This is a genomic window from Pseudonocardia sp. KRD291 (assembly GCF_019263595.1).
Taxonomy (GTDB): Bacteria; Actinomycetota; Actinomycetes; order Mycobacteriales; family Pseudonocardiaceae; genus Pseudonocardia.
The window spans coordinates 1-23,431 of sequence record NZ_JADQDD010000069.1 but is presented as its reverse complement, the minus strand read 5'-3'; the positions used below and the strand labels follow the sequence as shown (position 1 = coordinate 23,431).

Annotated in this window: 26 protein-coding genes and 1 tRNA gene; 12 read left to right on the top strand and 15 right to left on the bottom strand. The window is 73.3% G+C overall.

The annotated features are described in order from the left end of the window. The first annotated feature begins 7 nt into the window (after window positions 1-7). The 3 genes from I4I78_RS12425 (at window position 8) to xerC (ending at window position 2,777) form a co-directional block, all read left to right on the top strand. Window positions 8-1,369 (top strand): replication initiator, encoded by a 1,362-nt coding sequence (locus I4I78_RS12425; protein WP_218611442.1) that lies wholly within the window; start codon window positions 8-10, stop codon window positions 1,367-1,369. Then, window positions 1,366-1,554: an AlpA family transcriptional regulator gene (locus I4I78_RS12420; protein ID WP_218611437.1), complete on the top strand. Its 189-nt coding sequence runs from the start codon at window positions 1,366-1,368 to the stop codon at window positions 1,552-1,554. Before I4I78_RS12425 ends, I4I78_RS12420 begins: the two co-directional genes overlap by 4 nt. A 116-nt stretch (window positions 1,555-1,670) precedes the next feature. Next, a complete protein-coding gene (gene xerC, locus I4I78_RS12415; protein WP_218611436.1) occupies window positions 1,671-2,777 on the top strand; it encodes a tyrosine recombinase XerC in 1,107 nt (368 codons plus the stop codon). A 12-nt stretch (window positions 2,778-2,789) separates the two neighbouring features. Here xerC and I4I78_RS12410 read toward each other — a convergent pair. Next, window positions 2,790-2,861 (bottom strand) — tRNA-Asn (locus I4I78_RS12410). 160 nt (window positions 2,862-3,021) lie between these two features. Here I4I78_RS12410 and I4I78_RS12405 point away from each other — a divergent pair. Further along, the gene (locus I4I78_RS12405) at window positions 3,022-3,216 is read left to right on the top strand and encodes a hypothetical protein (protein WP_218611435.1); all 195 of its coding nucleotides are present in this window, start codon (window positions 3,022-3,024) and stop codon (window positions 3,214-3,216) included. Window positions 3,217-3,235: 19 nt separating this feature from the next. On the opposite strand, the gene I4I78_RS12400 is transcribed toward I4I78_RS12405, so the two are convergent. From I4I78_RS12400 to dnaG, 3 genes are read right to left on the bottom strand one after another with little or no spacing between them, the layout of a single operon-like run. Further along, the gene (locus tag I4I78_RS12400) at window positions 3,236-4,015 is read right to left on the bottom strand and encodes a trans-aconitate 2-methyltransferase (protein ID WP_218611434.1); all 780 of its coding nucleotides are present in this window, start codon (window positions 4,013-4,015) and stop codon (window positions 3,236-3,238) included. 22 nt (window positions 4,016-4,037) lie between these two features. Further along, window positions 4,038-4,586, bottom strand: coding sequence for a hypothetical protein (locus tag I4I78_RS12395; RefSeq protein ID WP_218611433.1), 549 nt, complete (start codon window positions 4,584-4,586; stop codon window positions 4,038-4,040). Continuing rightward, on the bottom strand, window positions 4,583-6,478 hold the full coding sequence (gene dnaG / locus I4I78_RS12390; RefSeq protein ID WP_218611432.1) for a DNA primase: 1,896 nt from the start codon (window positions 6,476-6,478) through the stop codon (window positions 4,583-4,585). Before dnaG ends, I4I78_RS12395 begins: the two co-directional genes overlap by 4 nt. A 197-nt stretch (window positions 6,479-6,675) precedes the next feature. Between dnaG and sigJ the strand changes: the two genes are divergently transcribed. Next, entirely contained in the window at window positions 6,676-7,572 is an 897-nt protein-coding gene (sigJ, locus tag I4I78_RS12385) for an RNA polymerase sigma factor SigJ (RefSeq protein WP_218611431.1), read from the top strand. Here the strand turns inward: sigJ and I4I78_RS12380 are convergent. Continuing rightward, window positions 7,561-8,148, bottom strand: a complete 588-nt coding sequence (locus I4I78_RS12380; protein WP_218611430.1) for a carboxymuconolactone decarboxylase family protein — start codon at window positions 8,146-8,148, stop codon at window positions 7,561-7,563. The two genes, sigJ and I4I78_RS12380, sit on opposite strands and share 12 nt — an antisense overlap. A 70-nt stretch (window positions 8,149-8,218) precedes the next feature. Beyond that, window positions 8,219-9,142 carry a DMT family transporter gene (locus tag I4I78_RS12375; RefSeq protein WP_218611429.1) on the bottom strand — a complete coding sequence of 308 codons (924 nt, stop codon included), beginning with the start codon at window positions 9,140-9,142 and terminating at the stop codon, window positions 8,219-8,221. A gap of 168 nt (window positions 9,143-9,310) precedes the next feature. Here I4I78_RS12375 and I4I78_RS12370 point away from each other — a divergent pair, with 168 nt between their 5' ends. Then, window positions 9,311-10,120, top strand: a complete 810-nt coding sequence (locus tag I4I78_RS12370) for an HNH endonuclease family protein (protein ID WP_308252057.1) — start codon at window positions 9,311-9,313, stop codon at window positions 10,118-10,120. A gap of 38 nt (window positions 10,121-10,158) precedes the next feature. On the opposite strand, the gene I4I78_RS12365 is transcribed toward I4I78_RS12370, so the two are convergent. From I4I78_RS12365 to I4I78_RS12355, 3 genes are all read right to left on the bottom strand, one after another. After that, window positions 10,159-11,490 carry a deoxyguanosinetriphosphate triphosphohydrolase gene (locus I4I78_RS12365; protein WP_308252056.1) on the bottom strand — a complete coding sequence of 444 codons (1,332 nt, stop codon included), beginning with the start codon at window positions 11,488-11,490 and terminating at the stop codon, window positions 10,159-10,161. Between the two features lie 7 nt (window positions 11,491-11,497). Continuing rightward, a complete protein-coding gene (locus I4I78_RS12360) occupies window positions 11,498-12,124 on the bottom strand; it encodes a YdcF family protein (protein WP_218611439.1) in 627 nt (208 codons plus the stop codon). Window positions 12,125-12,225: 101 nt separating this feature from the next. After that, window positions 12,226-13,287 (bottom strand): XdhC family protein, encoded by a 1,062-nt coding sequence (locus I4I78_RS12355; protein WP_308252055.1) that lies wholly within the window; start codon window positions 13,285-13,287, stop codon window positions 12,226-12,228. Window positions 13,288-13,599: 312 nt separating this feature from the next. Here I4I78_RS12355 and I4I78_RS12350 point away from each other — a divergent pair, with 312 nt between their 5' ends. From I4I78_RS12350 to I4I78_RS12340, 3 genes are all read left to right on the top strand, one after another. Beyond that, window positions 13,600-15,027 carry a hemolysin family protein gene (locus I4I78_RS12350; RefSeq protein ID WP_218611428.1) on the top strand — a complete coding sequence of 476 codons (1,428 nt, stop codon included), beginning with the start codon at window positions 13,600-13,602 and terminating at the stop codon, window positions 15,025-15,027. Beyond that, window positions 15,024-16,013 carry a hemolysin family protein gene (locus I4I78_RS12345; RefSeq protein WP_218611427.1) on the top strand — a complete coding sequence of 330 codons (990 nt, stop codon included), beginning with the start codon at window positions 15,024-15,026 and terminating at the stop codon, window positions 16,011-16,013. Before I4I78_RS12350 ends, I4I78_RS12345 begins: the two co-directional genes overlap by 4 nt. A gap of 151 nt (window positions 16,014-16,164) precedes the next feature. Then, window positions 16,165-16,365, top strand: coding sequence for a hypothetical protein (locus tag I4I78_RS12340; RefSeq protein ID WP_218611426.1), 201 nt, complete (start codon window positions 16,165-16,167; stop codon window positions 16,363-16,365). Between the two features lie 37 nt (window positions 16,366-16,402). Here the strand turns inward: I4I78_RS12340 and I4I78_RS12335 are convergent, their stop codons facing one another. From I4I78_RS12335 to I4I78_RS12325, 3 genes are all read right to left on the bottom strand, one after another. Then, window positions 16,403-17,809, bottom strand: a complete 1,407-nt coding sequence (locus I4I78_RS12335) for a glycine--tRNA ligase (protein WP_218611425.1) — start codon at window positions 17,807-17,809, stop codon at window positions 16,403-16,405. Window positions 17,810-18,033: 224 nt separating this feature from the next. Beyond that, window positions 18,034-18,963 carry a hypothetical protein gene (locus I4I78_RS12330; RefSeq protein WP_218611424.1) on the bottom strand — a complete coding sequence of 310 codons (930 nt, stop codon included), beginning with the start codon at window positions 18,961-18,963 and terminating at the stop codon, window positions 18,034-18,036. A 210-nt stretch (window positions 18,964-19,173) separates the two neighbouring features. Beyond that, window positions 19,174-19,524, bottom strand: a complete 351-nt coding sequence (locus I4I78_RS12325; protein WP_218611423.1) for an antibiotic biosynthesis monooxygenase — start codon at window positions 19,522-19,524, stop codon at window positions 19,174-19,176. A 98-nt stretch (window positions 19,525-19,622) separates the two neighbouring features. Between I4I78_RS12325 and I4I78_RS12320 the strand changes: the two genes are divergently transcribed. The 3 genes from I4I78_RS12320 to I4I78_RS12310 all read left to right on the top strand — a co-directional run bounded on the left by I4I78_RS12320 (window position 19,623) and on the right by I4I78_RS12310 (window position 21,167). Continuing rightward, window positions 19,623-19,991 (top strand): helix-turn-helix transcriptional regulator, encoded by a 369-nt coding sequence (locus I4I78_RS12320; protein ID WP_218611422.1) that lies wholly within the window; start codon window positions 19,623-19,625, stop codon window positions 19,989-19,991. Beyond that, entirely contained in the window at window positions 19,988-20,434 is a 447-nt protein-coding gene (locus I4I78_RS12315; protein WP_218611421.1) for a Fur family transcriptional regulator, read from the top strand. The genes I4I78_RS12320 and I4I78_RS12315 overlap by 4 nt, the downstream gene beginning before the upstream one ends. A gap of 67 nt (window positions 20,435-20,501) precedes the next feature. Further along, window positions 20,502-21,167 (top strand): hypothetical protein, encoded by a 666-nt coding sequence (locus tag I4I78_RS12310; protein ID WP_218611420.1) that lies wholly within the window; start codon window positions 20,502-20,504, stop codon window positions 21,165-21,167. A gap of 4 nt (window positions 21,168-21,171) precedes the next feature. On the opposite strand, the gene I4I78_RS12305 is transcribed toward I4I78_RS12310, so the two are convergent. From I4I78_RS12305 to uppS, 3 genes are all read right to left on the bottom strand, one after another. Next, complete coding sequence (locus I4I78_RS12305; protein ID WP_218611419.1) at window positions 21,172-22,368, bottom strand: multidrug effflux MFS transporter; 1,197 nt, start codon at window positions 22,366-22,368, stop codon at window positions 21,172-21,174. After that, window positions 22,365-22,778, bottom strand: coding sequence for a hypothetical protein (locus tag I4I78_RS12300; RefSeq protein WP_218611418.1), 414 nt, complete (start codon window positions 22,776-22,778; stop codon window positions 22,365-22,367). Before I4I78_RS12300 ends, I4I78_RS12305 begins: the two co-directional genes overlap by 4 nt. Then, window positions 22,775-23,431 (bottom strand): polyprenyl diphosphate synthase (uppS, locus tag I4I78_RS12295; protein ID WP_218611417.1); only part of this gene is annotated, 657 nt, incomplete at its 5' end. The genes uppS and I4I78_RS12300, both read right to left, overlap by 4 nt.

Below are 23,431 nucleotides of genomic sequence, written 5' to 3'. Positions count from 1 at the left end.
GCCGCCCATGACCACCACACAGACCGATGTAGACCTTTCCCATCTGCTGCGCTCCGACGACTTCCAGGACTGGCGCCGCGAGGTCACCGCCATCGGCGGCTGCGCCGCCCCCATCCACCTCACCGGCTCCTCGCGCATCCACGACCGCGACACCGGGGCAGTGCTGGCCGAACGCGACGGCGACATCCTGGCCCCGTGCGGGAACCGGCGCGCCAGCGTGTGCCCGGCCTGCTCGGACCGCTACGCCTCCGACGCCTACCACCTCATCCGCGCAGGGATGGCCGGCGGAAAGGGCGTCCCCGACACCGCCGTCGAACACCCGCGCGCGTTCGTCACCCTCACCGCCCCGTCTTTCGGGCCGGTGCACACGCGCCGGGTGTCCCGACGTGGGCTCGTGGTGCCCTGCGGATGCGGGGACAAACACCACCCCGACGACCCACGCGTCGGCGGAGCCACCGACCCCGACGGACACGACTACATCGGCGCGGTCCTCTGGCAGGCCAACGCCGGGAAGCTCTGGAACCGGTTCGCGATCCGGCTGCGCCGCACCCTCGCCCAGATGCTCGGGGTCAAGGTCCGCGACTTCAAAGATCACGCACGCCTGTCCTACGCGAAGGTCGCCGAGTATCAGCGGCGGGGCCTGGTCCACTTCCACGCCGTCGTCCGCCTCGACGGCCCCGACGGACCCACCACCCGCGCCCCGGCCGCCATCACCACCGACGGCCTCAACGACGCGATCCGCGACGCCGTCCGCGCGGTCTGCCTCACCGTCGAACGCCCCGACGGGACGCCGCTGCTGCTGGAGTGGGGCTCCCAGGTCGACATCCGCCCCATCACCTCCACCGCCGCCGCCCGCCTCGAGGACGACGACGGCGAGATCACCGACACCGCCCTTGCCGCCTACGTCGCCAAATACGCCACCAAGGGCACCGGCAAATCGGAGGCCACCGACCGCCCCATCCGCGACATCGCCCACCTCCGCCACCTCGATATCACCGACCACCACCGGCGCCTGATCGAAACCGCGTGGGAGCTCGGCGGCCTCGACGCCTACGCGGAGCTGAACCTGCGCCGGTGGGCGCACATGCTCGGGTTCCGCGGCCACTTCCTCACCAAGTCCCGCGCCTACTCGACCACCTTCGGCGCCATCCGCGGCGAACGCCGCACCTACCGGCTCGGCGAGACCCTGGCCGCCCTCGACACCCCGGCCGAACCCGGCTCCGTGCTGGTCGTCAACGACTGGCAGGTCGCCCAGATCGGCCACCGCAACGACGCCGAACGCGAGATCGCCCTCGGCATCGCCGAACGACGACGCGAACAACGACGCACCCACTACGAGACCCGCACCGAGCACGGGAGGACGTCATGACCGGCATCGAAAGGCTGTGGGGCGTCACGGAGGTCGCCGAGTACCTCGGTATCCCGGTCCAGACGCTCTACCGCTGGCGCAGCCAGGGCTATGGCCCTCCCGGGCGCCGGATGGGCAAGCACGTTCGGTATATCCCGGAGGAGGTCCGGACGTGGGTCGGATCCCTGCGGGACCAGGTCGCGTAATGGCCCGCCCGCCGCTGCCGATCGGCACCCACGGTCGCATCCGGGTCTACCGGCTTGGCCCGAAGCGCTACCGGGCTCGCACGCAATTTCGCGACCACGACGGAGTGATTCGGCACGTGGAGCAGGTCGGATCCAGTGACGCCGCAGCGCGGCAACTGCTCCTGGCGGCGCTGTCCAAGCGTGGGCGGGCGGCACGAGACGGCGAGATCACGGCGGACTCGACGGTGCGGGAGCTGGGTGCGTTGTGGCTCGGCGAGATCGAGCGAGCTGTCACGCTGGGGAAGCGGTCGCCGAACACGCTGGCGCTCTACAGGCTCCAGTACGACCGCCACGTCCGGGACGGGGTTGGCCGGCTACGGGTGCGGGAGCTGAGCACCGGGCGTCTGGACCGCTTCGTCGTGGAGGTGCACGACCGGCACGGCACCGCGGCCGCCAAGACGGTCCGCACGATCCTCAGCGGGATGGTGGGCCTGGCGGTGCGCCATGACGCGATGGACCGGAACCCGGTGCGCGACGTCGGGCGGATCGAGAGCGACCGCGCATCCACCCGCGCACTGACGTTGCCCGAAGCTGTCGAGCTGCGCGGCAAACTGCACGCCGACAAGCGGTGCCGGGAGCTCGACCTGGTGGACCTGACCGACTTCATGCTGGCGACGGGCCTGCGGATCGGTGAGGCGACGGCGGTCACCTGGGATGCGCTCGACCTGGACACCGGGACGGTCCAGGTCCGCGGCACCGTGATCCGGGTGAAGGGACACGGTCTGTCGATCAAGTGGAAGCCCAAGAGCAAGAGCGGACATCGCACGCTGGAGCTGCCCGCGTGGGCGGTGGCGATGCTGCGCGCCCGCCTGGCCGACGCCGCCGGTGAGGGCTCGGACCCGGTGTTCCCGGCTGTGATGGGTGGCCTGCGGGACCCGTCGAACACGCAGGCGGACCTGCGGGACATCTTCGCTCGCGCGGACTACGGCTGGGTGACTTCGCACGTGTACCGCAAGACCGTCGCGACGCTGATGGACAATGCGGGGCTCTCGGCGCGCCAGGCGGCCGACCAGCTCGGGCACTCGAAAATCTCGATGACACAGGACTTCTACTTCGGCCGTAAGGTCGCCTCGACCGGCGCGCGGGATGTCCTGGAGGTGTTCGGCAACGGCTCGTCCCAAGAATCCATTTCTGGGGGTTTCCTGGGGGTCGATCATGGTCGTGACCCGGAAGATGGGGCCTGACCTGGGAGAATGCTCCTCCGACTGGATTCGAACCAGTAACCGCCCGATTAACAGTCGGGTGCTCTGCCATTGAGCTACGGAGGACCGTCATCGTCGGCTGAACATCACCTGACGACGGGGAGGACTCTACAACACGCGCTCCGCACCCGACCCGAGGGCCCCTCGGCCCTCGGCACGGTGCCGTGGCCTGCGAGAAGATCGCTCCGGCGCAGGCGGTACGGTCGTGACGACGAGGAGGTGGGGCATGCTCAAGTTCCTGTTGGGGATCGGCGTCGGGTACGTGCTGGGGACCCGTGCCGGGCGCGAGCGGTACGAGCAGCTCGTCCGGACCTACCAGCGCACGGCGGACCACCCCGCCGTCCAGGGGGCGGCCGGGATCGCCCGCGCGACGGTCGAGGGCGCGGTGGCCAACGTGCGCCGCGACGGCGGGAACCACTGACCCTGCCCGGGCGACGGTCTCAGCGGACGCGCGCCACCGCGAAGATCCGGCGGAACGGGAACCACGTCGTCCCGTCCGCGGACGGCGGGTAGGCCGTCCGCAGGTGCCCCGCGAGCTCGTCGACGAACGCGGCGTACTCGTCGTCGTTCAGCGCGTCGCGCACCGGGCGCAGGGCGCTGCCGCTGATCCAGCGCAGAACCGGGTCGTCGCCGGTCAGGCGTTGCAGGTAGGTCGTCTCCCACACGTCGACGTCCGCACCGGCGGCGGTGAGCAGGTCGGCGTAGCCGGCCGGGTCCTGCACCGTCACCGCGCCGCGCAGCGACATCCGGTCGTGCCAGCGCGGCTGCGCGGCGACCTCCCGGGTCAGGACGTGCGACGGAGCCTCGAAGTTGCCCGGCACCTGCACCGCGAGCCAGGCACCCGACGGCAGCGCCCGCACCCAGCGGGTCAGCAGCTCGGCGTGCGTGGGCACCCAGTGCAGGACGGCGTTCGAGACGATCACGTCCGTGTCCGGCGGCGGGGTCCAGTCCACGACGTCGACGAGCTCGGCCGCCACCCCGCTGTCCCGCGCGCTCGCGACCATGTCCGGCGAGGCGTCGAACGCCTCCACGGTCGCCCCCGGCCAGCGCTGCGCGAGCACCGGCGTCAGGTGCCCGGGGCCGCAGCCGGCGTCGACCACGCGCCGCGGGGCGCCCGCGCCCGTCGACGGCGCACCGATGCGCGCCACGAGGTCGTGGAACGGGCGGGAGCGGTGGTCGTCGAAGGCACGGTAGAGCGCGGGGTCCCAGGTCGTGGTCATCCCGAGCGGGTTCCGAAGGAGATCACGGCCTGTCATCGGGGCGGGCCGCGCCGTCGTTACCGCCGATCCGCGCCGACACCCCCTGGGCCAGGCGCTCGACGGCGGCCGGGTCGGTGCCGGGGTCGGGGCGGATCTGCAGGATCAGCCCGTCGCGGCCGGGGACCTTGCGCTGCAGGACCCACGCTCCGCCGCCGGGCAGGTCGCGGTGGCTGCGCGAGCGGATCGAGCCGGTGACGCGCTCGTGTACGGCCTGCGGGACCTTGCCGGGCTCGTCGAGGCGGTAGCGGCGCGGGCGCTCGTCGGTCAGCACGACCGTGCCGGGCCCGGACACCTCCCGCGCCGTCGATGCCGTCACCTCGAGCGTGCCGGAGTTCCACGCCGCCTTGGCGATCTCGTGCCAGCCGAGGCGTCGCGGCGGCTCCTCGGGCAGCCACAGCCCCCACGACGTGACGACGAGGTGCCCGCCCCCGGCGAGTGCCGCCTGCGCGACGACGTGTTCGTCCGCGCCGAGGCCCGCGGCGACACCCTCGGGGACCCGCTCCCGCCCGAACAGCCTCCTCACAAAACTCACGTGGCCACTCCGCTGGTCTGCTCGCGCAACGCGATCCGGTACTGCTCCAGTGGGACCAGGTCGCCGAAGAGCTCGTTGTAGGTCTCCGGGTCGGTCTCGTAGTTGGTGCGCTGCAGCCGGGACTTGATCTCGGTGATCTGCGCGTCGACCAGCGACATCCGGACCCCGGCGAGCAGGCCGGAGACGTAGCGGCCCTCGTCGGTGTTGCGCCGCGGCAGCTCCAGGGCCTCCACGGCCAGCTCGCTGACCAGGTGGCGGACCTCGTCGGTCGTGGTCTCCGCGGTCACCGCGTCGAGCCAGGCCCCGCCCTCGATCCCGGCGCACACTCCCCCGGCCGCGGTGATCGCCCGGTGCACGGCGGCGAAGGCCGGGTGGGTGAACGCGGCCTCGGGCAGCTCGTCGTAGCCCGGCCCGGCGACGGCCGGGATCTGCAGCGCCGCCTTGAGTGCCTGGCGCTGGATGTGCAGCCGCGGGTCGTCGCGGGCCGGCGCCGTCGGCTTCTCGCGTGCGGTCTCGGCCTGCTTGCGGCCCTTCGACGGGCCCGTGCTCGCCGGGGCCGGGTTCCCGGCCGACTCCCGCACCCGGCGGACGACGACCGCGATGTCCTCCCAGCCGGTCCAACCTGCCAGGCGGCGCGCGTACTCGTCGCGCAGGTCCTCGCGCTTGATCCGCGCCACCAGCGGGACGGTGCGCTGCAGCGCCGCGACCCGGCCCTCGACCGAGTTCAGGTCGTGCTCGCGCAGCATCGAGCGGATCGCGAACTCGAACAGCGGTTCGCGGCGCGCCACCAGGTCGCGCACCGCGGTGTCGCCGTGGTTGTTGCGCAGGTCGCAGGGGTCCTGGCCGTCCGGGGCGACGGCGACGAACGTCTGCGCGGCGAAGCTCTGCTCGCCGTCGAACGCTTTCATCGCCGCGGCCTGCCCGGCCGCGTCGCCGTCGAAGGTGTAGATCACCTCGCCGAGGTCGAACGAGTCGTCGCCGATCAGGCGGCGGATCACCGAGACGTGCTCGGAGCCGAACGCCGTTCCACAGGACGCGACGGCGGTGTGCACGCCGGCCTCGTGCATGGCCATCACGTCGGTGTAGCCCTCGACGACGACGACCTGGCGCCGCTTGGCGATCTCGCGCTTGGCGAGGTCCAGGCCGAACAGCACGTGGGTCTTGCGGTACACCGGCGTCTCGGAGGTGTTGAGGTACTTGGCCTCGATGCCGTCGTCGTCGAACAGCCGTCGCGCGCCGAAGCCCACGACGTCGCCGCCGAGGTCGCGGATCGGCCAGAGCAGGCGGCGGTGGAAGCGGTCGATCGCGCCACGGCGGCCTTCCTTGGAGACGCCGGACTTGATCAGCTCGTCGAGCGTGTAGCCCTGGGAGAGCAGGTGCTTGGTGACGGTGTCCCAGCCCGCGGGGGCGTAGCCGCAGCCGAACTTCTCGGCCGCGGCGGCGTCGAACCCGCGCTCGGTGAGAAAGCGCATCGCGGGCGCGCCGGCCGGGGTGTGCAGCTGCGCGGTGTAGTACTCGGCGGCCTTGCGGTTGACCTCGAGGAGCCGGGAGCGGGTGCCCCGGTCGCGCTGCACGGAGCTGCCGCCGCCCTCGTAGGTCAGCCGCAGCCCGACCCGGTCGGCGAGCCGCTCGACCGCCTCCGGGAAGCCGATGACCTCCATCTTCATGATGAAGTCGATGACGCTGCCGCCCTCGCCGCAGCCGAAGCAGTGGAACGTGCCGTGCGAGGGCCGCACGTTGAACGACGGGGACTTCTCGTCGTGGAACGGACAGAGGCCCTTGAGCGACCCGGCACCGGCCTTGCGGAGCGCGACGTACTCGCCGACCACCTCGTCGATCCGGGTGCGGTCGCGGACCTCGGTGATGTCTGAGTCCCGGATCCGCCCTGCCACACCCGCATTCTAGGCCCGCACCCCGACACCGACGCGGCCGCCGTGAGGTCGGGTCCCGGTCGTCGGCCGCGTCGCCCGACTTCACGCGGTGAGATGTCGTCCATGGCGCTCCGGCAGCGTGCGAGCGGAATGACCGTCATCTCACCGTGTGCTCGGCTCCGGGGTGTCGGCGCGGGGCCGGCCGTAGCGTTCCCGGGGTGACCGGGACCGGTGCCGAGGCCTTCGAGTGCCACCGCGCCCACCTGCTCGGGGTCGGCTACCGGATCACCGGCAGCCTGGCCGACGCCGAGGACGCGGTGCAGGAGGCCTGGCTGCGGCTGGCCCCCGACGACGCACAGGCGGGCGAGCGGCCGGAGGAGATCCGTGACCTGCGCGGATGGCTGACCACCGTCGTCGCGCGCCTGTGCCTGGACCGGCTCCGCTCGGCCGCCGTCCGGCGCGAGCGCTACGTGGGCCCGTGGCTGCCGGAGCCGCTGGTCACCACACCGGAGGAGGCCGGGCCGCTGGCGACGGTCGTCCGCGACGAGGGCGTGCGGATGGCCGCGATGGTCGTCCTCGACGAGCTGAGCCCGGCCCAGCGGGTGGCGTTCGTGCTGCACGAGGCGCTGGCCGAGCCGTTCGACTCGATCGCCGAGGTCCTGGGCTGCTCCCCGGCGTCGGCGCGGCAGCACGCGTCCCGGGCGCGGCGCGCGATCGCCGAGGCGGGCCCTCCGCCGCCGGCCACCGACGCCGAGCAGCGGGCCGCGCTCGGCCGGTTCGCCGACGCGCTCGGCCGCGGGGACGTCGGCGCGCTGGTCGCCCTGCTGCACCCGGACGTCGTCCTGCGCAACGACGGCGGCGGCCGGGTGCAGGCCGCGCTCCGCCCGGTCACCGGCCCGGACAAGGTCGCCCGCCTGTTGCTGGGCCTGCGCGAACGCTACGGCGACGGCCTGCTCGACGGCCGCTCCGTCCTGGTCAACGGCGAGCCGGGATGGCTCGTGCCGGGGGCCGGGGCGGTCACCACCACGGTCACCGTGTTCGCGCTCTCCGACGGCCTGGTCCGCGGCGTGTTCTCGGTGCTCAACCCGGACAAGCTGACCCGGCTACCCGCCTGAGCGGTGTCCCGCGGCCTGCGCCCCCGGGATCCGGCAGGCCGCGTCGAAGCCCTGGTCGGTGATGCCGAGCGCGTGGTTGGCCCGTGCGCGCAGGTTCTCCACCGCGATCATCTGGGTCAGCTCGACGAGCCCGGCGCGGCCGAACTCCGCCTCCAGCGCCGCGACCTGGTCGTCGGTGACGGTCATCGGCTGGGCCGTCATCGCGTCGGCGTAGGCGATCGCGAGCCGTTCGTCGTCGCGGTAGAGCGGGTCGGTCGCGTAGTCCTCGATGTGGCGCAGGCGCTCGACGTCGAGGCCGTCGAGGCGCTGCAGCATGGTGCCGAAGTCGACGCACCACGAGCAGCCGATGACCGTCGCCGTCCGGTAGACCGCCAGCTCCCGGACCCGCGCCGGCAGCACGCCGACCGACCGTTCCCAGGCGAGCTCGGTGACCAGCCCGGCCCAGAACAGCCTGCGGTGGTGCCGGGCCACCGCGAAGGGCTCCGGCACCGAGCCGTAGCGGCGGCGGGCCATCCGGTACACCAGCCGGCCCCACACACCGGCCCGGTCGTCGTCCACGGCAGGGATACGTGCCATCTCGTCCTCCTCGAATCGTCCTCACCAGGGGGACGAGACGGGGCGCCGAGATGTGACACGGCCGCGGTCATCAGCCGCTCACGGGTTCGGGCTCCCGCCTGCGACGGCGCCGCACCAGGCCCAGGCCGACGTACATGCCGACCAGCGCGATGCCCAGGCCCACCACCGCCTGCACGGTCAGCGCCTCGCCGAGCACCGGCACCGCGACCAGCGCGGTGGTCGCCGGGACCAGGTTGAGCAGCGAGCTGACGTGCACCGTCGAGCGCATCCGCAGCAGCAGGAACATCAGCGCGAACGCGCCCGCCGAGTTGAAGACGCCGAGCCAGCCGACCGCCGCCCAGCCGCCGGTGTCGGTGGGCAGCCAGGCCGCGCCGAGGAACGGCATCGCGACCACGGTGACGACCAGCGAGGTGAGCATCTGGACGATCACGGTCGTCACGACGGGCGTGTCCTCGTTGAACTTCTTCTGGTAGAGCGTGCCGGCGGTCAGCGACAGCATCCCGAGCACCGGGAAGACCACCGAGCCGCCGATGCCGCCGACACTCGCGCCGAGCTCGTCGGAGAGCACGACGTACACGCCTGCAGCGCCGATCACCAGGCCGAACACCGGGGCCGGGCCCAGTTTCGTGGACAGCAGCAGCGGCGTGAGCAGCCCGACCAGCAGCGGGGCCATGCCCAGGATCAGGCTGGACAGCCCGGCCGGGACGCCGTTCGCGAGCCCGGAGTAGACGGCGGAGAACTGCCCGACCTGCAGCAGCAGGGCCGTGACGGCGAGGTGGGCCCAGGCCGACCCGCGGGGCAGCGCGGGACGGGTGAGCACCGCGACCGCGCCCATCGCCACGGCGGCGATCACGAACCGCCACAGCAGGACGGTCGGGACCTCCATGTGCTGCGTCGCGATCTTGCCGGCGATGAACCCGGACGCCCACAGCGGGACGAACAGCACACTGAGCAGGGGCACGGTCCACCGGTCCAGTCCCGCAGTGCTGCGCATCCCTCCAGTGCATCGCATCGCTAAACATCCGGCCAAACGGGAACTGCCGGAGGTGAGCGAGGTCTCCGGGCCCGTGCCGGCGCCGGTGTGGTTCTCCCGACAGGGTGCGATCGCCGATCGGGCGTGTCCCCGCGCGGCGCGCGGCTCCCGGACGTCGATCATCGATCGGTGCACGGATGGCGTTCCACGGTTCTGGCCCTGACGGTCTCGGCGGCCCTGCTCCCGACGGCGGCGTGCGGGGTGGCGCTCGATCTCCCGACCGCGGCACCGACGCCTCCGGGCACGAGCCGCACCGACACCGTCGTGCCCGCCTCGTCCGGCTCGTCCGGCTCGTCCGGCTCTGATGCGATCGCGCAGCCGACGGCCGCGCGCACCGGGACGGCGGCCGCCGCGCTGGCGACGCTCCAGGTCAAGGGGCGCGCCCCGAAGACCGGCTACACCCGCGAACAGTTCGGCCGGCGCTGGGCCGACATCGACCGGGACGGCTGCGACCAGCGCAACCAGGTCCTGGCGCGGGACATGGACGCCGAGACGTTCAAGCCCGGGACGAGGAACTGCGTCGTGCTCACCGGGTCCCTGCGCGACCCCTACACCGCCCGCACGGTCGCGTTCACCCGCGGCGCCGCATCCAGCAGCGACGTGCAGATCGACCACGTCATCGCGCTGTCCGACGCGTGGCAGAAGGGCGCCCAGCAGCTCGACGCCGCGACCCGCCAGAGGATCGGCAACGACCCGCTGAACCTGGTCGCCGTCGACGGTCCGACGAACGCCCGCAAGGGCGACGGCGATGCCGCGACCTGGCTGACGCCGAACATGCGCTACCGCTGCGCCTACGTCGCGCGGCAGGTCGCGGTGAAGGCGCGCTACACGCTCTGGGTGACCGCCGCCGAGCGGGACGCGATCACCCGGATCCTCGACACCTGCCCCGGCCAGGCCCTGCCCACCGACGCGAACGCGCCCGCCAACACCTACCGCTGAAGCGGCGCCCCTCGGCCACCGGACGAGTCGGCGGCCCCTCAGCGCCCCCGGACGAGCCGGGCGTGCCGGCCGACGGCCTGCTGGTCGGTGAGCAGCGCGACCTGGTCGATCACCACGCGCAGCCGGGCCCGGTCGTCGGGCGCGGCGGCCCAGTCCTCGGCACGCACCGGGTCGAGCGTGCCCGGCGCACCGTCGAGCAGTGCCCCGACCAGCTCGGCGAGCAGCTCCCGCTGGCCCGCCTGCATCGCCAGCCGCACACGGTCGCTCATCACGTACCGGGTGGCCAGGGCCTTGAGCAGCACGACCTCGGCCACGGCCGGGCCGGGGACGTGCAGGTCGGCGTCGTGGCGGCGCAGCGCGCGGTCGCCGTGGGCGTCCAGCGTGGCGTCGGTGGCCGCGAGCGCGAACCGTCCGACCAGCTCGCTGGTCAGCCGTTTCATCGCGGCGTAGTCGGCGCCGCCGGCCACCGCGACGTCGAAGCCGCGCACGGCACGCACCACCGGCAGCTCGTCGAGGCGCCGGGCGGCGTCCTCGCAGGCGGCGGCGTCCGCGCCGAACTGCAGCGCCGCGGCCCGGGCCAGCTCGGCCCGCTCGGTGGGCGAGGACAGCACCGCCAGGTCCATCCGGCCCGAGAGCACCGCGTCCTCGACGTCGTGCACGGAGTAGGCGACGTCGTCGGCCCAGTCCATGACCTGCGCCTCCATGGCGCGCTCCCCCGGACGGGCGCCGAGCCGGACCCAGGCCAGGGTCGGCTCGTCGTCGGCGTAGGCACCGAACTTGCGCTCGCCTCCGCGCCGGGCCCACGGGTACTTCGTGGACGCGTCGAGGGTGGCGCGGGTCAGGTTCAGCCCGCCCGCGTTGCGTCCGTCCGAGGACTCGGACTTCGGCTCCAGGCGGGTCAGGATCCGCAGCGTCTGCGCGTTGCCCTCGAAGCCGCCGCAGGCCGCGCCCGCCTCGTCCAGCGCGCGCTCGCCGTTGTGCCCGAACGGCGGGTGGCCGATGTCGTGGGCGAGGCCCGCGGCGTCGACGACGTCCGGGTCGCAGCCCAGCTCCTCGGCCATCCCGCGCCCGATCTGGGCCACCTCGAGCGAGTGCGTCAGACGGGTCCGGGGGATGCCGCTGACCTCGGCGCCCTCCCCCGGTCCGACGACCTGGGTCTTGCCGGCCAGGCGCCGCAGCGCCGCGGAGTGCAGCACCCGGGCGCGGTCCCGGGAGAACGGGCTGCGCCGCTCCACCCGGCCGCGCTCGCCGAGGCCGGAGCCCTTCGGGCGTTCGGGCAGCATCCGCTCGGTGTCCGCCGCGGTGTACCCGGGGGCACCGGACGCGACGGGATCGTCGAGGGAGCCGGGGGCGCCGGTTCCGGCGGACACGGGCGCCTCAGCCCAGGCCGCTGGTCGCGGTGTCGACCGGCGCGTGGGTGAGCTCGTAGAACAGCAGCGCACCGGTCTCCCGGTAGATCTGGCTGAACTGCGCCTCGCGGGTCTGCACCATCGGTCCGCTGCGGGTCGGCGACGTCCACGCCTCCAGGCCCGCGTCGCGCGCCATCGTGCGGGCGCGCAGGCTGTGCCACGGGTCGGAGACCACCAGCGCCGACTCCCACCCCTGCTCGGAGGCCCTCGCCGCAACGGCCTGCACGCTGCGCAGGGTGTCCGCGCCCTCGTTGACGGTCAGGACCGCCTGCTCCGGGACACCACGTTCGACGAGGTAGTTGCGGCTGGCCTCGGCCTCGGTGAAGCGGTCCCCGCTCTGGCTGCCGCCGACGGTGACGATCCGCGGGGCGACCCCGTCCTCGTAGAGCTGGGCCGCGTGCCGCAGCCGCGCGGCCAGGACCGCGCTGGGTTCGCCGTTGTACTGCGCGGCACCGAGCACGACGACGGCGTCGACCGGGCGCTGGTCGTCGATCCGGGCGACCTGCCAGACCCGCAGCGCGGTCGTCCCGACCACGGCCACCGCCATCAGCAGCGCGCCGATCAGGAGCCTCGCGGGCCAGCTCATCCGTCGCATCCGCACCGGCGGCGGGCGGTCGCGCAGACGCCGGGAGGTCCGCAGCGGCTCGGTCGGGGGTTCTGCGCCGGACGCCGGGCGCCGGCGTGAGGTGGGAACACTCATCCGCCGATCCGCCCGCCGGAGGCGGCCAGCGCCGAGGCCGAGCGACCGGCCCGCAGCGCGATCACCTGCGCGACGATCGACACGGCCGTCTCCGCCGGGGTGCGCGCGCCCAGGTCCAGGCCGACCGGGCCGTGGATCGCCTCGAGCTCCTCGGTGGTGACCCCGGCGGCGAGCAGCCGCTCCCGCCGGGCCGACTGGGTGCGGCGCGAGCCCAGCGCGCCGAGGAAGCCGCGCCCGTGGCGCAGCCCGTCGAGCAGCATCGCGTCGAACGCCGGGTCGTGGTCGAGCAGCACCACCACGTCGGCGTCGGTGAACGCCTGTACGGCGGCGCGTGCCTCGTCCAGGCCGGTGACGGTCCGGGAGATCCAGCCCAGCAGCCGGGCCTGACCGTGCAGGGCCTCGCCGAGGGCGCCCTCGCCGACCACGACCACCGACGGCGTCGGGACCCACAGGTCCACCAGCACGTCGGTCCCGGCCGCGGTGACCTGCTCGGTGGCCGTCGCGCCGCGGCGCAGCAGCCCGCGGGCCGCGGTCACGGCCTCGTCGCGGACCGACGCCTCACCGAGGGACCCGTGGAGGTGCTCGAGCTCCGGGCCGGTCAGCACGAGCGCGTGCGCACCGTCGACGGTCGAGAGCAGTGCCGCCGGACGGGCCGCCTCCAGCGCCTCCCCCAGCGCCGACGCGGCGTCGGCGGGCAGCGTGTGTCCCAGCAGGGTCGCCCCACCCGCGCAGGCCAGCCCGGCCGCGACGGCCGGGGTCTCGGCCACCTGTGCCTGTTCGACGCGGGCACCGCCGCCTGCCACCGACGTGACGAGCGGACGCGCGGTGTCGTCGAGCGCGCCGAGGTAGAGCAGACCGCTGACGTCCCCGCCGGAGGTGCCGGCCAGCAGCTGGCCGGACTCGACGGAGCCGAAGCCGTGCCGTTCCAGCACCCGCACCACGCCGATGCCGGGGCCGTCGGCGCCGCAGGCCCAGCGCTGCAGGGCGGCGCCGAGCTCGCGCCGGGGATCCGTGCCGGGACCCGGGTGGGGACCGGACGCCGCGGTGGGGGTGGTCACGTTCGCCAGGGTAGCGATCACCCCCGACAGAACGGCGGCCCCCGCGACGGGCAGGCACCGACCGGCCCACGAGGTGCGTCCGAACGGCCGCGTGCCCGGGCGGGCGATGGCGCGGACATCACTCCCGCGGGGCCCACCCGGACCTGCCGGGAACCGTACGATCCGGGCACACGTTCACCGTGTGTTCGCCGGAACCGCCCACGAGCCAGGAGTCATGGACCCTTCCGACAGTACCGGCGCCGCCCGATCCGGGTGGCGCGTCACTCTTTCCCCGCAGAATCCCTCCGCCGATGAGCCGGCGGTGAGCCGCACGTGATTACCACCGTGCTCGGCATCCTGCTCGGCGTCGTCGTGGTCGTTGCGATCACGGCCCTGACCGGCTACTTCGTCGCCCAGGAGTTCGGCTACATGGCCGTCGACCGGGCGCGCCTGAAGTCCCAGGCCGCCGACGGCGACGTCGGCGCGCAGCGCGCACTGGCCATCACCCACCGCACCTCGTTCATGCTCTCCGGCGCCCAGCTCGGGATCACCGTGACCGGCCTGCTGGTCGGCTACGTCGCCGAGCCGCTGATCGGTGACGGCATCGGCACCCTGCTCGGCGGCGTCGGAGTGCCCACCGCCGTCGGCATCGCGGTCGGCACCGTGCTGGCGCTGCTGCTGTCCACGGTCGTGCAGATGGTGTTCGGCGAGCTGTTCCCGAAGAACCTCGCGATCGCCCGCCCGGAGCCGGTGGCCCGGCGGCTGGCGCTGTCCACCGGGATCTACCTCCGGCTGTTCGGCTGGCTGATCACGATCTTCGACGCCGCGTCGAACCTGCTGCTCAAGGCGCTGCGGATCGAACCGGTGCACGACGTCGAGCACTCGGCGACCTCGCGCGACCTGGAGGCGATCATCGACGACTCCCGGGACTCCGGCGACCTGCGTCCCGAGCTGTCGACGTTGCTCGACCGGGCCCTGGACTTCACCGAGCGCACCGCGCGCGCGGCCATGATCCCGCGTCCGCGCGTGTCCTGGGTCCGTGCCGACGACACGGTCGCGGACCTGGTCACGAAGATGGCGTCGCAGCACTCCCGCTATCCCGTCCTCGGCCCGGCCCCGGACGCCGGGGACGACGGCGACACCGGCTACGACCTGGTCGGCGTCGTCTGCCTGCGCGACGTGCTCGCGCTCGAGGACCGCGACCTCGGCGACCGGGAGCCTGGTTCGCTGCTGGTCTCGGAACTGATGCGGCAGGCGGTGCTGGTCCCGTCGTCGCTGCCGCTGCCCGCCGTGCTCGACCGGCTGACCGAGGCCGGCGAGGAGCTGGCCTGCGTGGTCGACGAGTACGGCGGCCTGGCCGGTGTGATCACCGTCGAGGACGTGGCCGAGGAGCTGGTCGGCGAGATCACCGACGAGCACGACGCCGAGGGCTCGGATCAGGCCCGCCGTTCCGACGGCGGCTGGGTCGTCCCCGGCACCAGGCACGTCGACGACGTCGGCCGGCTGATCGGCGCCGACCTGCCCGAGGGCGACTACCAGACCGTCGGCGGTCTCGTGATCGCCCGCCTGCAGCGGATGGCCGGCGTCGGCGACACGGTCGAGGTGACCGTCCCCGCCGACGCCGCCGAGGAGGACGAGCCGGACCGCACGCTGCGGATCACGGTGGCCGCGATCGACCGGCGGGTGCCGGGAACGGTCCGGCTCGACTGGGCCGAGCCGGTCGCGTCCGGTCGCGACGAGGATCGGGAGGCCCGCGCATGAGCGTCACGGAGATCGTCGTCTCGATCGGCCTTGTCGCGTTCAGCGCGTTCTTCGTGGCGGTGGAGTTCGCCCTCGTCGCGGCGCGGCGCTACCGGCTCGAGGAGGCCGCGCCGACCAGCGCGGCCGCCCGGGCCGCGTTGCGCAGCGCGAAGGACATCTCGCTGCTGCTGGCCGGGTCGCAGCTGGGCATCACGCTGTGCACGCTCGGCCTCGGTGCGGTGGCCAAACCGGCCGTCGACGCCGCGCTGTCGCCGGTGTTCGAGGGCTGGGGCATGGGCTCGACCGTCGCCGGGGTGCTCTCGTTCGTGCTCTCGCTGATCGTCGTCACGTTCGTGCACCTGGTGGTCGGCGAGATGGCGCCGAAGTCCTGGGCCATCTCGCACCCGGAGCGCTCGGCGACGATGCTGGCGCTGCCGATGCGCGGGTTCATGGTCGTGACCCGGCCGATCCTGGTCTCGCTGAACGGGATCGCGAACCGCTGCCTGCGCGCGGTCGGCGTCGAGCCGGTCGACGAGATGGCCTCCGGGCGCACACCGGACGACCTGCGCGAGCTCGTCGACCACTCGGCGCGCACCGGCGCGCTCGACCCGGAGAGCCGCGACCAGCTCGTCACGGCGCTGGAGCTCGAGCGCACCCCGCTGCGCGAGCTGGTGCACGAGCCGAGCGGGGTGGCCGCGGACGACGTCGTGGAGCGCATCCGCCGGGCCGCCCGCGAGACCGGGCACCTGCGCCTGCTGGTGCGCGACGCCGGCACGCCGATCGGCTTCGTGCACGTCCGCGACACCCTCACCCGCCCGGCGGAGACGACCGCGCGTGACCTGATGCGCCCGGTCCTGACACTGTCCGCGGACACCCCGGCCTACGCCGCGGTGACCGCGATGCGCGAGCGGCGCAGCCACATCGCGCTGGTCGAGTCCGAGGGGCAGCAGCTCGGCCTGGTCACGCTCGCCGACCTGGTCGACCGCCTGCTCCCGGCCGGAGCCTGACCGTCCCGGCTCCTCGACCGCCGATCGAGGAGCCGGGGCCGGTCACCGACGGGCGCCGCCCGATCGGGGCCGCGGCGGCGCTTCGGCGTGCCGTCCCGCACCGGCCGGTTCTACTCTGGGCCGCCTCACGAGAGCACTCCCGGAGGTCACCATGAGCGCCCCGTCCCTGCGTCCGGCCGAACTGGACGAGCCCGCCCTGTCCCGCATCCGCTCCCTGGAGGATCGCCTCGGGGGTCCGCTGGTGGCCTACGAGCCGGAGTCCCCGTTCGCCACCCTCACCGCGGAGCAGCTCGAGGACCTGCGCGCCACCGAGCGCGAGCTGGGTGTGCGTCTGCTGGCCTACGGGTCCTGACGACGCCCCGGGGTTTTCTTGCCAGGGCGTCGCCGGCTCAGGAACCGACCAGGCGCGCGGCGAGGTAGCTCTCCACCTGGTCCAGTGCGACCCGCTCCTGGGCCATGGTGTCCCGCTCGCGGATCGTCACGGCCTGGTCGGTGAGCGTGTCGAAGTCGACGGTCAGGCAGAACGGCGTGCCGATCTCGTCCTGACGGCGGTAGCGGCGCCCGATCGCCCCTGCGTCGTCGAAGTCGATGTTCCAGTTCCGGCGCAGCGCCGCGGCCAGGTCGCGCGCCTTCGGCGACAGGTCGGCGTTGCGGCTCAGCGGCAGCACCGCGGCCTTGACCGGGGCGAGGCGGCGGTCCAGCTTGAGCACGACGCGCTTGTCCACGCCGCCCTTCGCGTTCGGCGCCTCGTCCTCGGTGTAGGCCTCGATCAGGAACGCCATCATCGACCGGCCGACACCGGCCGCCGGCTCGATCACGTACGGCTTGTACCGGACGTCGTTCGCCTGGTCGTAGAACGACAGGTCGACGCCCGAGTGGTTGGAGTGCGTGGTGAGGTCGAAGTCGGTGCGGTTCGCGATGCCCTCGAGCTCGCCCCACTCCTGACCGGTGAAGCCGAACCGGTACTCGATGTCGACGGTGCGCTTCGAGTAGTGGGAGAGCTTCTCCTTCGGGTGCTCGTACTGGCGCAGGTTCTCACGGTCGATGCCGAGGTCGGTGTACCAGCGGGTGCGCTCGTCGATCCAGTACTGGTGCAGCTCCTCGTCGCTGCCCGGCTCGACGAAGTACTCCATCTCCATCTGCTCGAACTCGCGCGTGCGGAAGATGAAGTTGCCGGGGGTGATCTCGTTGCGGAAGCTCTTGCCGATCTGGCCGATGCCGAACGGCGGCTTCTTGCGCGAGGTCGTCTGCACGTTGAGGAAGTTGACGAAGATGCCCTGCGCGGTCTCCGGGCGCAGGTAGGCCATGCCCTCCTCGGACTCCACCGGGCCGAGGAACGTCTTCATCAGGCCGGAGAACGCGCGCGGCTCGGTGTACTGGCCACGGGTGCCGCAGTTCGGGCAGGGGACCTCGGAGAGCTCGGACGGGTCCGCGGCCTCCGGGTCGCGGCCCTTGCGCTCGGCGAACTCCTCGGCCAGCTGGTCGGCCCGGAAGCGCCGGTGGCAGCTGGTGCACTCGACCAGCGGGTCGGTGAACACGTCGACGTGACCCGACGCCGTCCAGACCTTGCGCGGCAGGATGACCGACGAGTCGAGCCCGACGACGTCCTCGCGCCCGGTGACCATCGTGCGCCACCACTGGCGCTTGATGTTGTCCTTGAGCTCGACGCCGAGGGGGCCGTAGTCCCAGGCGGAGCGCGTACCGCCGTAGATCTCCCCCGAGGCGAAGACGAACCCGCGACGCTTGGTGAGCGCGACGATGGTCTCGATCGTGGAGGAAGTCGGCTTGCTGGCCACGGAGGTACTCCTGGAAGCGGTGCGGATCGGCCCACCCGCGGTGACCGGATGGGCTCACCAGCCTATCCGCCACCCGCGCTCCCTTTCCGCCCGCCCGACTCCGACCTCGGATCCGCCTGGACGCGCACCGAACCGGGCAACGCGCACGACATGACGCGCGCGGGAGCACCGACTCGCGCGCGTTACGGGGCGGCAGGCCCACCGGCGCCGAGCGCCCGGTTCGCTCACCGCGGCGGGGACAGCACGCGGCGGAGCCGTTCGGCCACGTCGGCGAAGGTGTCGATGTCCCGCCAGGTCCACCGGATCACGGTCCGGACGTCGTTCTGGGCACGGATCGCGTCCTCGCGGAGCTTCTCCCGGTACACCGCCTCGGCGGACTCCTCCCCCGGCTTGAGCGACCGGCCGTACTTGATCAGGCCGTCGAACTCGCCGACGACGCCGGATCCCGGCCACCAGAAGTCGACCTGGGCCACGAACAGCCCGTCCCGATCCCGCACGACGTGCTGCAGAACCGGTCGCGGTATCCCGAGCCCACTCATCCGCACCCGGCTGCGGGACTCCCCCGGACCGTCCGCCAGCCCGTTGGCGAACGCCACGACGCGACGTGACGCGGGCCCGCCACGCCGCCGTCCCGCCCTGACCATCGCCTCGTCGACCTCGGGCCACGTCAGCTGACGGGAGAACAGAGCGGCGTCGGCAATGGTGACCGCCGTCTCGAACGGAGCCGTGCGGGCGACGTCGACGACCGTGCGGGCGAGCGTCGTCACGGCGAGGCCGTCGATCACCACGATCTCGTCGGGCCCGATCGGCGCGGCGTGCAGTTGCACGTGTCTGCTCGTGCGCCCGCCGGACCGTGCGTCCCGGGTGACGTGCACCGTCCGGAGCGGCACGCCCCACACGGGCAGGCCGTGCAGGACGGCCGCCGACACGTGGCTGACGACGGCACCGGCCGCGAGCCGCGGCACCGTCGCCCGGGCCAGGAGCCGATGCCGGTCGTCCGGCACGTTCAGCCTCGGGTCGTCCTCGGGCAGGTAGGCCCCGGGTCGTAGGGGCGTCCACCGGTGGGCACGTCGCGCGCGCCGTACCTCGTCGTCGGTGAAACCCCGGCCCAGGAGGTCGGCCCGCAGCACCGGCTCACCCTTCTCGATATCCACCCCGCCGAGGGTCGACCGCCTTCCGGATCGACGCCAGCAGCGTCCGCCGGGCCTGTGGACAACTCGTCCCTGCTGCCACCCCCGGCCCATGTTGTGGACAACCCGCTGCGCGTTCGCCGACCGTCCGGACCCCGTCCCGGCCCGGCAACGCGCACCGATCGGTGCTCCCGCGCGCATCACGGCACGCGCGGGAGCCGGTTTCGTGCGCGTCTACGGGCTTGGGGGCGGGAGTTGGTCGGCCAGTAGGGATGTGTGGTGGGTGGTGATGCCGTCCGTGGTGGCCAGGAGGGTCTCGTAGGTGCTGGGGGCGTCTGTGTCGGCCTCCGAGAGGAGCGGGATGACGTGCTCGCGGACCTCGAACGGGGACAGGGCGCGGCGGTAGGCGTCGATCGAGGCGAAGCGGGCGGTGAGGATCCAGCTCTGCGGGTCGTCCACGGAGCGTCCGGCCTGACCGTCGATGAAACCCTCGGCCGAGCCCAGGAGCTCGAGTGCGCGGTGCGCGCGGGAGGCGAAACGGGAGGCGTCGGCGGCCGCGACGGAGAACCGGCAGACCAGCAGCACGGACGCGACCATAGCGGCCCGCCTACGATGGAGGTGCGGCCGGCTCGGCGAGACAACCGCCGGGGGCGTGGCCGCCGCTCCCGGAGACTGGAACGACGATGTCGATCGCACCGGACACCAGGCACGACCCGGAGGGCGAGCACCCCGATGAGCGCCCCATCGCCGCGCCCGGGCCGGTGCGCACCCCGCGCACCCTGGCCGCGGCCGGCGACCTGCTGCGGGCGCTCGCCGCGCCGGTGCGGATCGCCATCGTGCTGCAGCTGCTCGAGCACGCGCGCTGCGTGCACGACCTGGTCGACGCGCTCGGGGTGACCCAGCCCCTGATCAGCCAGCACCTGCGGGTGCTCAAGGCGGCCGGCGTCGTGGAGGGCGAGCGGCGTGGCCGCGAGGTGCTCTACACCCTGGTCGACGACCACCTCGCGCACATCGTCGTGGACGCGGTCGCGCACGTCGAGGAGGACGCGTGAACGATCCGGCGGCGACCGTCGACAAGAGCACGGCCGGACCGCGGGGGCTGCGCGCGACCCGCCAGCGGGCCGCGGTGTCGGCCCTGCTCGACCGGCTCGACGACTTCCGCTCCGCGCAGGAGATCCACGAGGAGCTGCGGCGGACCGGCGAGGGCATCGGCCTGACCACGGTCTACCGCACGCTGCAGACCCTGGCCGACGGCGGCGAGGTCGACATGCTGCGCACCGGCAGCGGCGAGGCCGTCTACCGGCGCTGCGACACCGCGCACCACCACCATCACCTGGTCTGCCGGCGCTGCGGGGCGGCCGAGGAGATCGAGGGCCAGGCCGTCGAGGCGTGGGCGCAGAAGGTCGCCGACGAGCACGGCTTCGTCGAGCTCAGCCACACGATCGAGATCTTCGGTCTGTGCCGGCGGTGCGCCGCCGAGCGCGACGTCTCATAACGAGATCGGCATCACATTCACAGAGCGCTAACCTCCGGGCCGGCAACGCAAGGAGGCGGACGTTCACGTGACCGACAGCGGAGGAACCCCGACCGAGGAGGCCCCGGTCCCGGCACCGTCCTCGGTCCGCGGCATCGACGTCCCCGAGTCCGGTGAGCTGGCCCAGCTGGCGTCGGTGTTCGAGGACCTGCAGTACGTCCTGCGGTGCTGCGAGCACCTGGTCACCGCGCTCGGGTCGCCGGACTCCGGCCCGGTGCAGGTGGACGCCGACCCGGCCCTGGTCGAGGCACTGTGGACGGGCGCGCTGATCGGCTACGTGCGCTGCTTCAGCGGCCGGACCAAGACCCTGACCACGGACGACCTGGGCACGCTCGAACTCGAGGGCGACGTCACCGGCTTCCACGACATGGTCACGAAGCTGCGCGACCACTACGCCTCCCGGCACCTCAACCCGCGCGAGTCGTACTCGATCGGCGTGGCCCAGGCCAACGACGGCGCGCCGCAGGGGGTGGCGATCGTGTCCACCCCGCGACCGATCGTCGACGAGACGACGGTGCGGCTGCTCGGCCGCGTCGCCTACGCCCTGTCCGGGCTCGTCGACGCGAGGATGGCGAAGGCGCAGAACGACGTGCTGGGCGTGGCGCAGAACATGACGCCGACCGAGCTGGCGGCGCTGCCGCTGGTGCACCTGAGCGAGGAGGGGAGCCCGACCGAGCCCCCCACCCTGGGTTGACGGTCTACGCCGGGCGCCCCGGTCGCAGCAGCACCGCGGCCAGGGCCCCGGCGACCCCGGTGGCCAGGATCGTCACGGCCATCGACAGCGCCGTCACCCCGCCGATCGACACCAGCGGCGGGATCACCGCGCCGAACGAGAACTGCGCCAGCCCCAGCACCCCGGACGCGGACCCGGCGACGGCGCCCTGTCCGTCCAGGGCCAGCGCCGTCCCGTTCGGCAGCAGCAGGCCCACCGCGGACACGACCAGGAACAGCGGCGGCAGCGCCGCCCACACCGAGTCGCTCACCAGCACGCCGGCGACGAGCGCGACGCCCCCGACCAGCGCCACCGCGACGCCGGCGCGCAGCAGACGCAGCGCCCCGAACCGCGGCACCAGCAGCGAGTTGACCCGCCCCGCCGCCACGATGCCCAGCGCGTTGACGGCGAACACGATCCCGTAGGCCTGCGCGCCCAGCCCGTAGCCGTCCTGCAGCACGTAGCTGCCCATCGCGATGTAGACGAACATCCCGGTGGTGGTCAGCGACAGCACCAGCACCGGCGCCAGGAACGAGCGGTCGGCCAGCACCCCGCCCAGGGCCGCCCGGGTGGCCGCGAGCCCGCCGCCGCGGCGCGCGTCCGGTTCCAGCGTCTCGGGCTGGGTCAGCGCCGCGGCGAACAGCACCACCCCGATCAGCGCGAGCGCCAGGAACAGCCCCCGCCAGTCGGTGACCCGCATCAGCTGGCTGCCCAGGACCGGGGCCAGCACCGGCGCGGCGCCGCTGACCAGCATCAGCAGCGAGAACACCCGCGCCGCCTCGGCCCCGGAGTACAGGTCGCGGACGATCGCCCGCGCGGTCACGATGCCGACCGCCCCGGCCAGGCCTCCGAGCAGCCGCAACACCAGCAGGATCTCGATCGACGGCGCGACCGCGCACAGCGCCGCGGTCACCGCGTAGACGCCGACCCCGACCAGCAGCGGGATCCGCCGTCCGAGACGGTCGGTGAGCGGGCCGAACAGCAGCTGCCCGACCGCCAGCCCGATCATGCAGACCGACATCGACGCCTGGCCCAGCGTCTCGGTCGTGTCCAGGGCCCCGGTCAGCTGCGGCAGGGCAGGCAGGTACAGGTCCAGCGACAGCGGCCCGAACGCTGTCAGCCCGCCGAGGGTCAGGACGCGGCGGACGGGAACGCCGGCCGGCCCGTCGGACGCGGAGCTCACGCGCCGTGGGCCTCGACCAGCTCCGCCCGCATGCTCGACGCGCTGGCCACGACCAGCATCAACAGGGTGCCCATCGGATGCTCGGCCAGGCCCGCGGCCGGGAACGCGTAGCGCAGGGTGACGTCCCAGCCGTGCTCGCCGCGGATCACCCGGGGGGTGCCGAACAGGCCCTCGCCGACGCCCATCGCGACCCGGGTCGGCACGTCGGAGTCGAAGGGCAGGTCCCAGGCCACGACGCAGGTGAGGTTGAGGACCGGCAGGCCCTCCTCCAGCTCGGTGCCCTGCACGACGCAGAGCACGCCGCCGTGGGCGAACGTGAGCGCGCCGTCGTCGTCGGACTCGACGTCGTGGAAGCGCTCCAGCGCGGTCCGGGCGGTGTCCAGCATGGCGGTGATCGCCGGGTCGTTCATCGGGCTCCTTCGTCGGTGGCATCGGCCGCGCCCCCGAAGCGCCGGTCGCGCCGCGCGTAGATCTCGATCGCCTGCCAGATGTGGCGGCGGTCGAAGTCCGGGAACAGGGTGTCCAGGAAGACCATCTCGGCGTACGCGCTCTGCCAGAGCAGGAAGTTCGAGGTCCGCTGCTCGCCGGATGAGCGCACGAACAGGTCGACGTCGGGCATGTCCGGCTCGTCCAGGTGCCTGCGGATCATCCGCTCGTCGATCTTGTCGGGCTTGATCTTCCCGGCGGCGGCGAGCTTCGCGATCTCGCGGACCGAGTCGACGATCTCGGCGCGCCCGCCGTAGTTGACGCACATGGTCAGGGTGAGCACGTCGTTGTGACGGGTCTTCTCCTCGGCCACCTCGAGCTCGCGGATCACCGAGCGCCACAGCCGCGGCCGCCGACCGGCCCAGCGGACCCGGACGCCCATCTCGTGCATCTCGTCCACCCGGCGGCGGATGACGTCGCGGTTGAAGCCCATCAGGAACCGGACCTCGTCCGGGCTGCGGCGCCAGTTCTCGGTGGAGAACGCGTACGCCGAGAGCCACCGGACGCCGACGTCGATGCAGCCGCGGGCGACGTCCATCAGCGACGCCTCGCCGCGCTTGTGCCCCTCCGTGCGGGG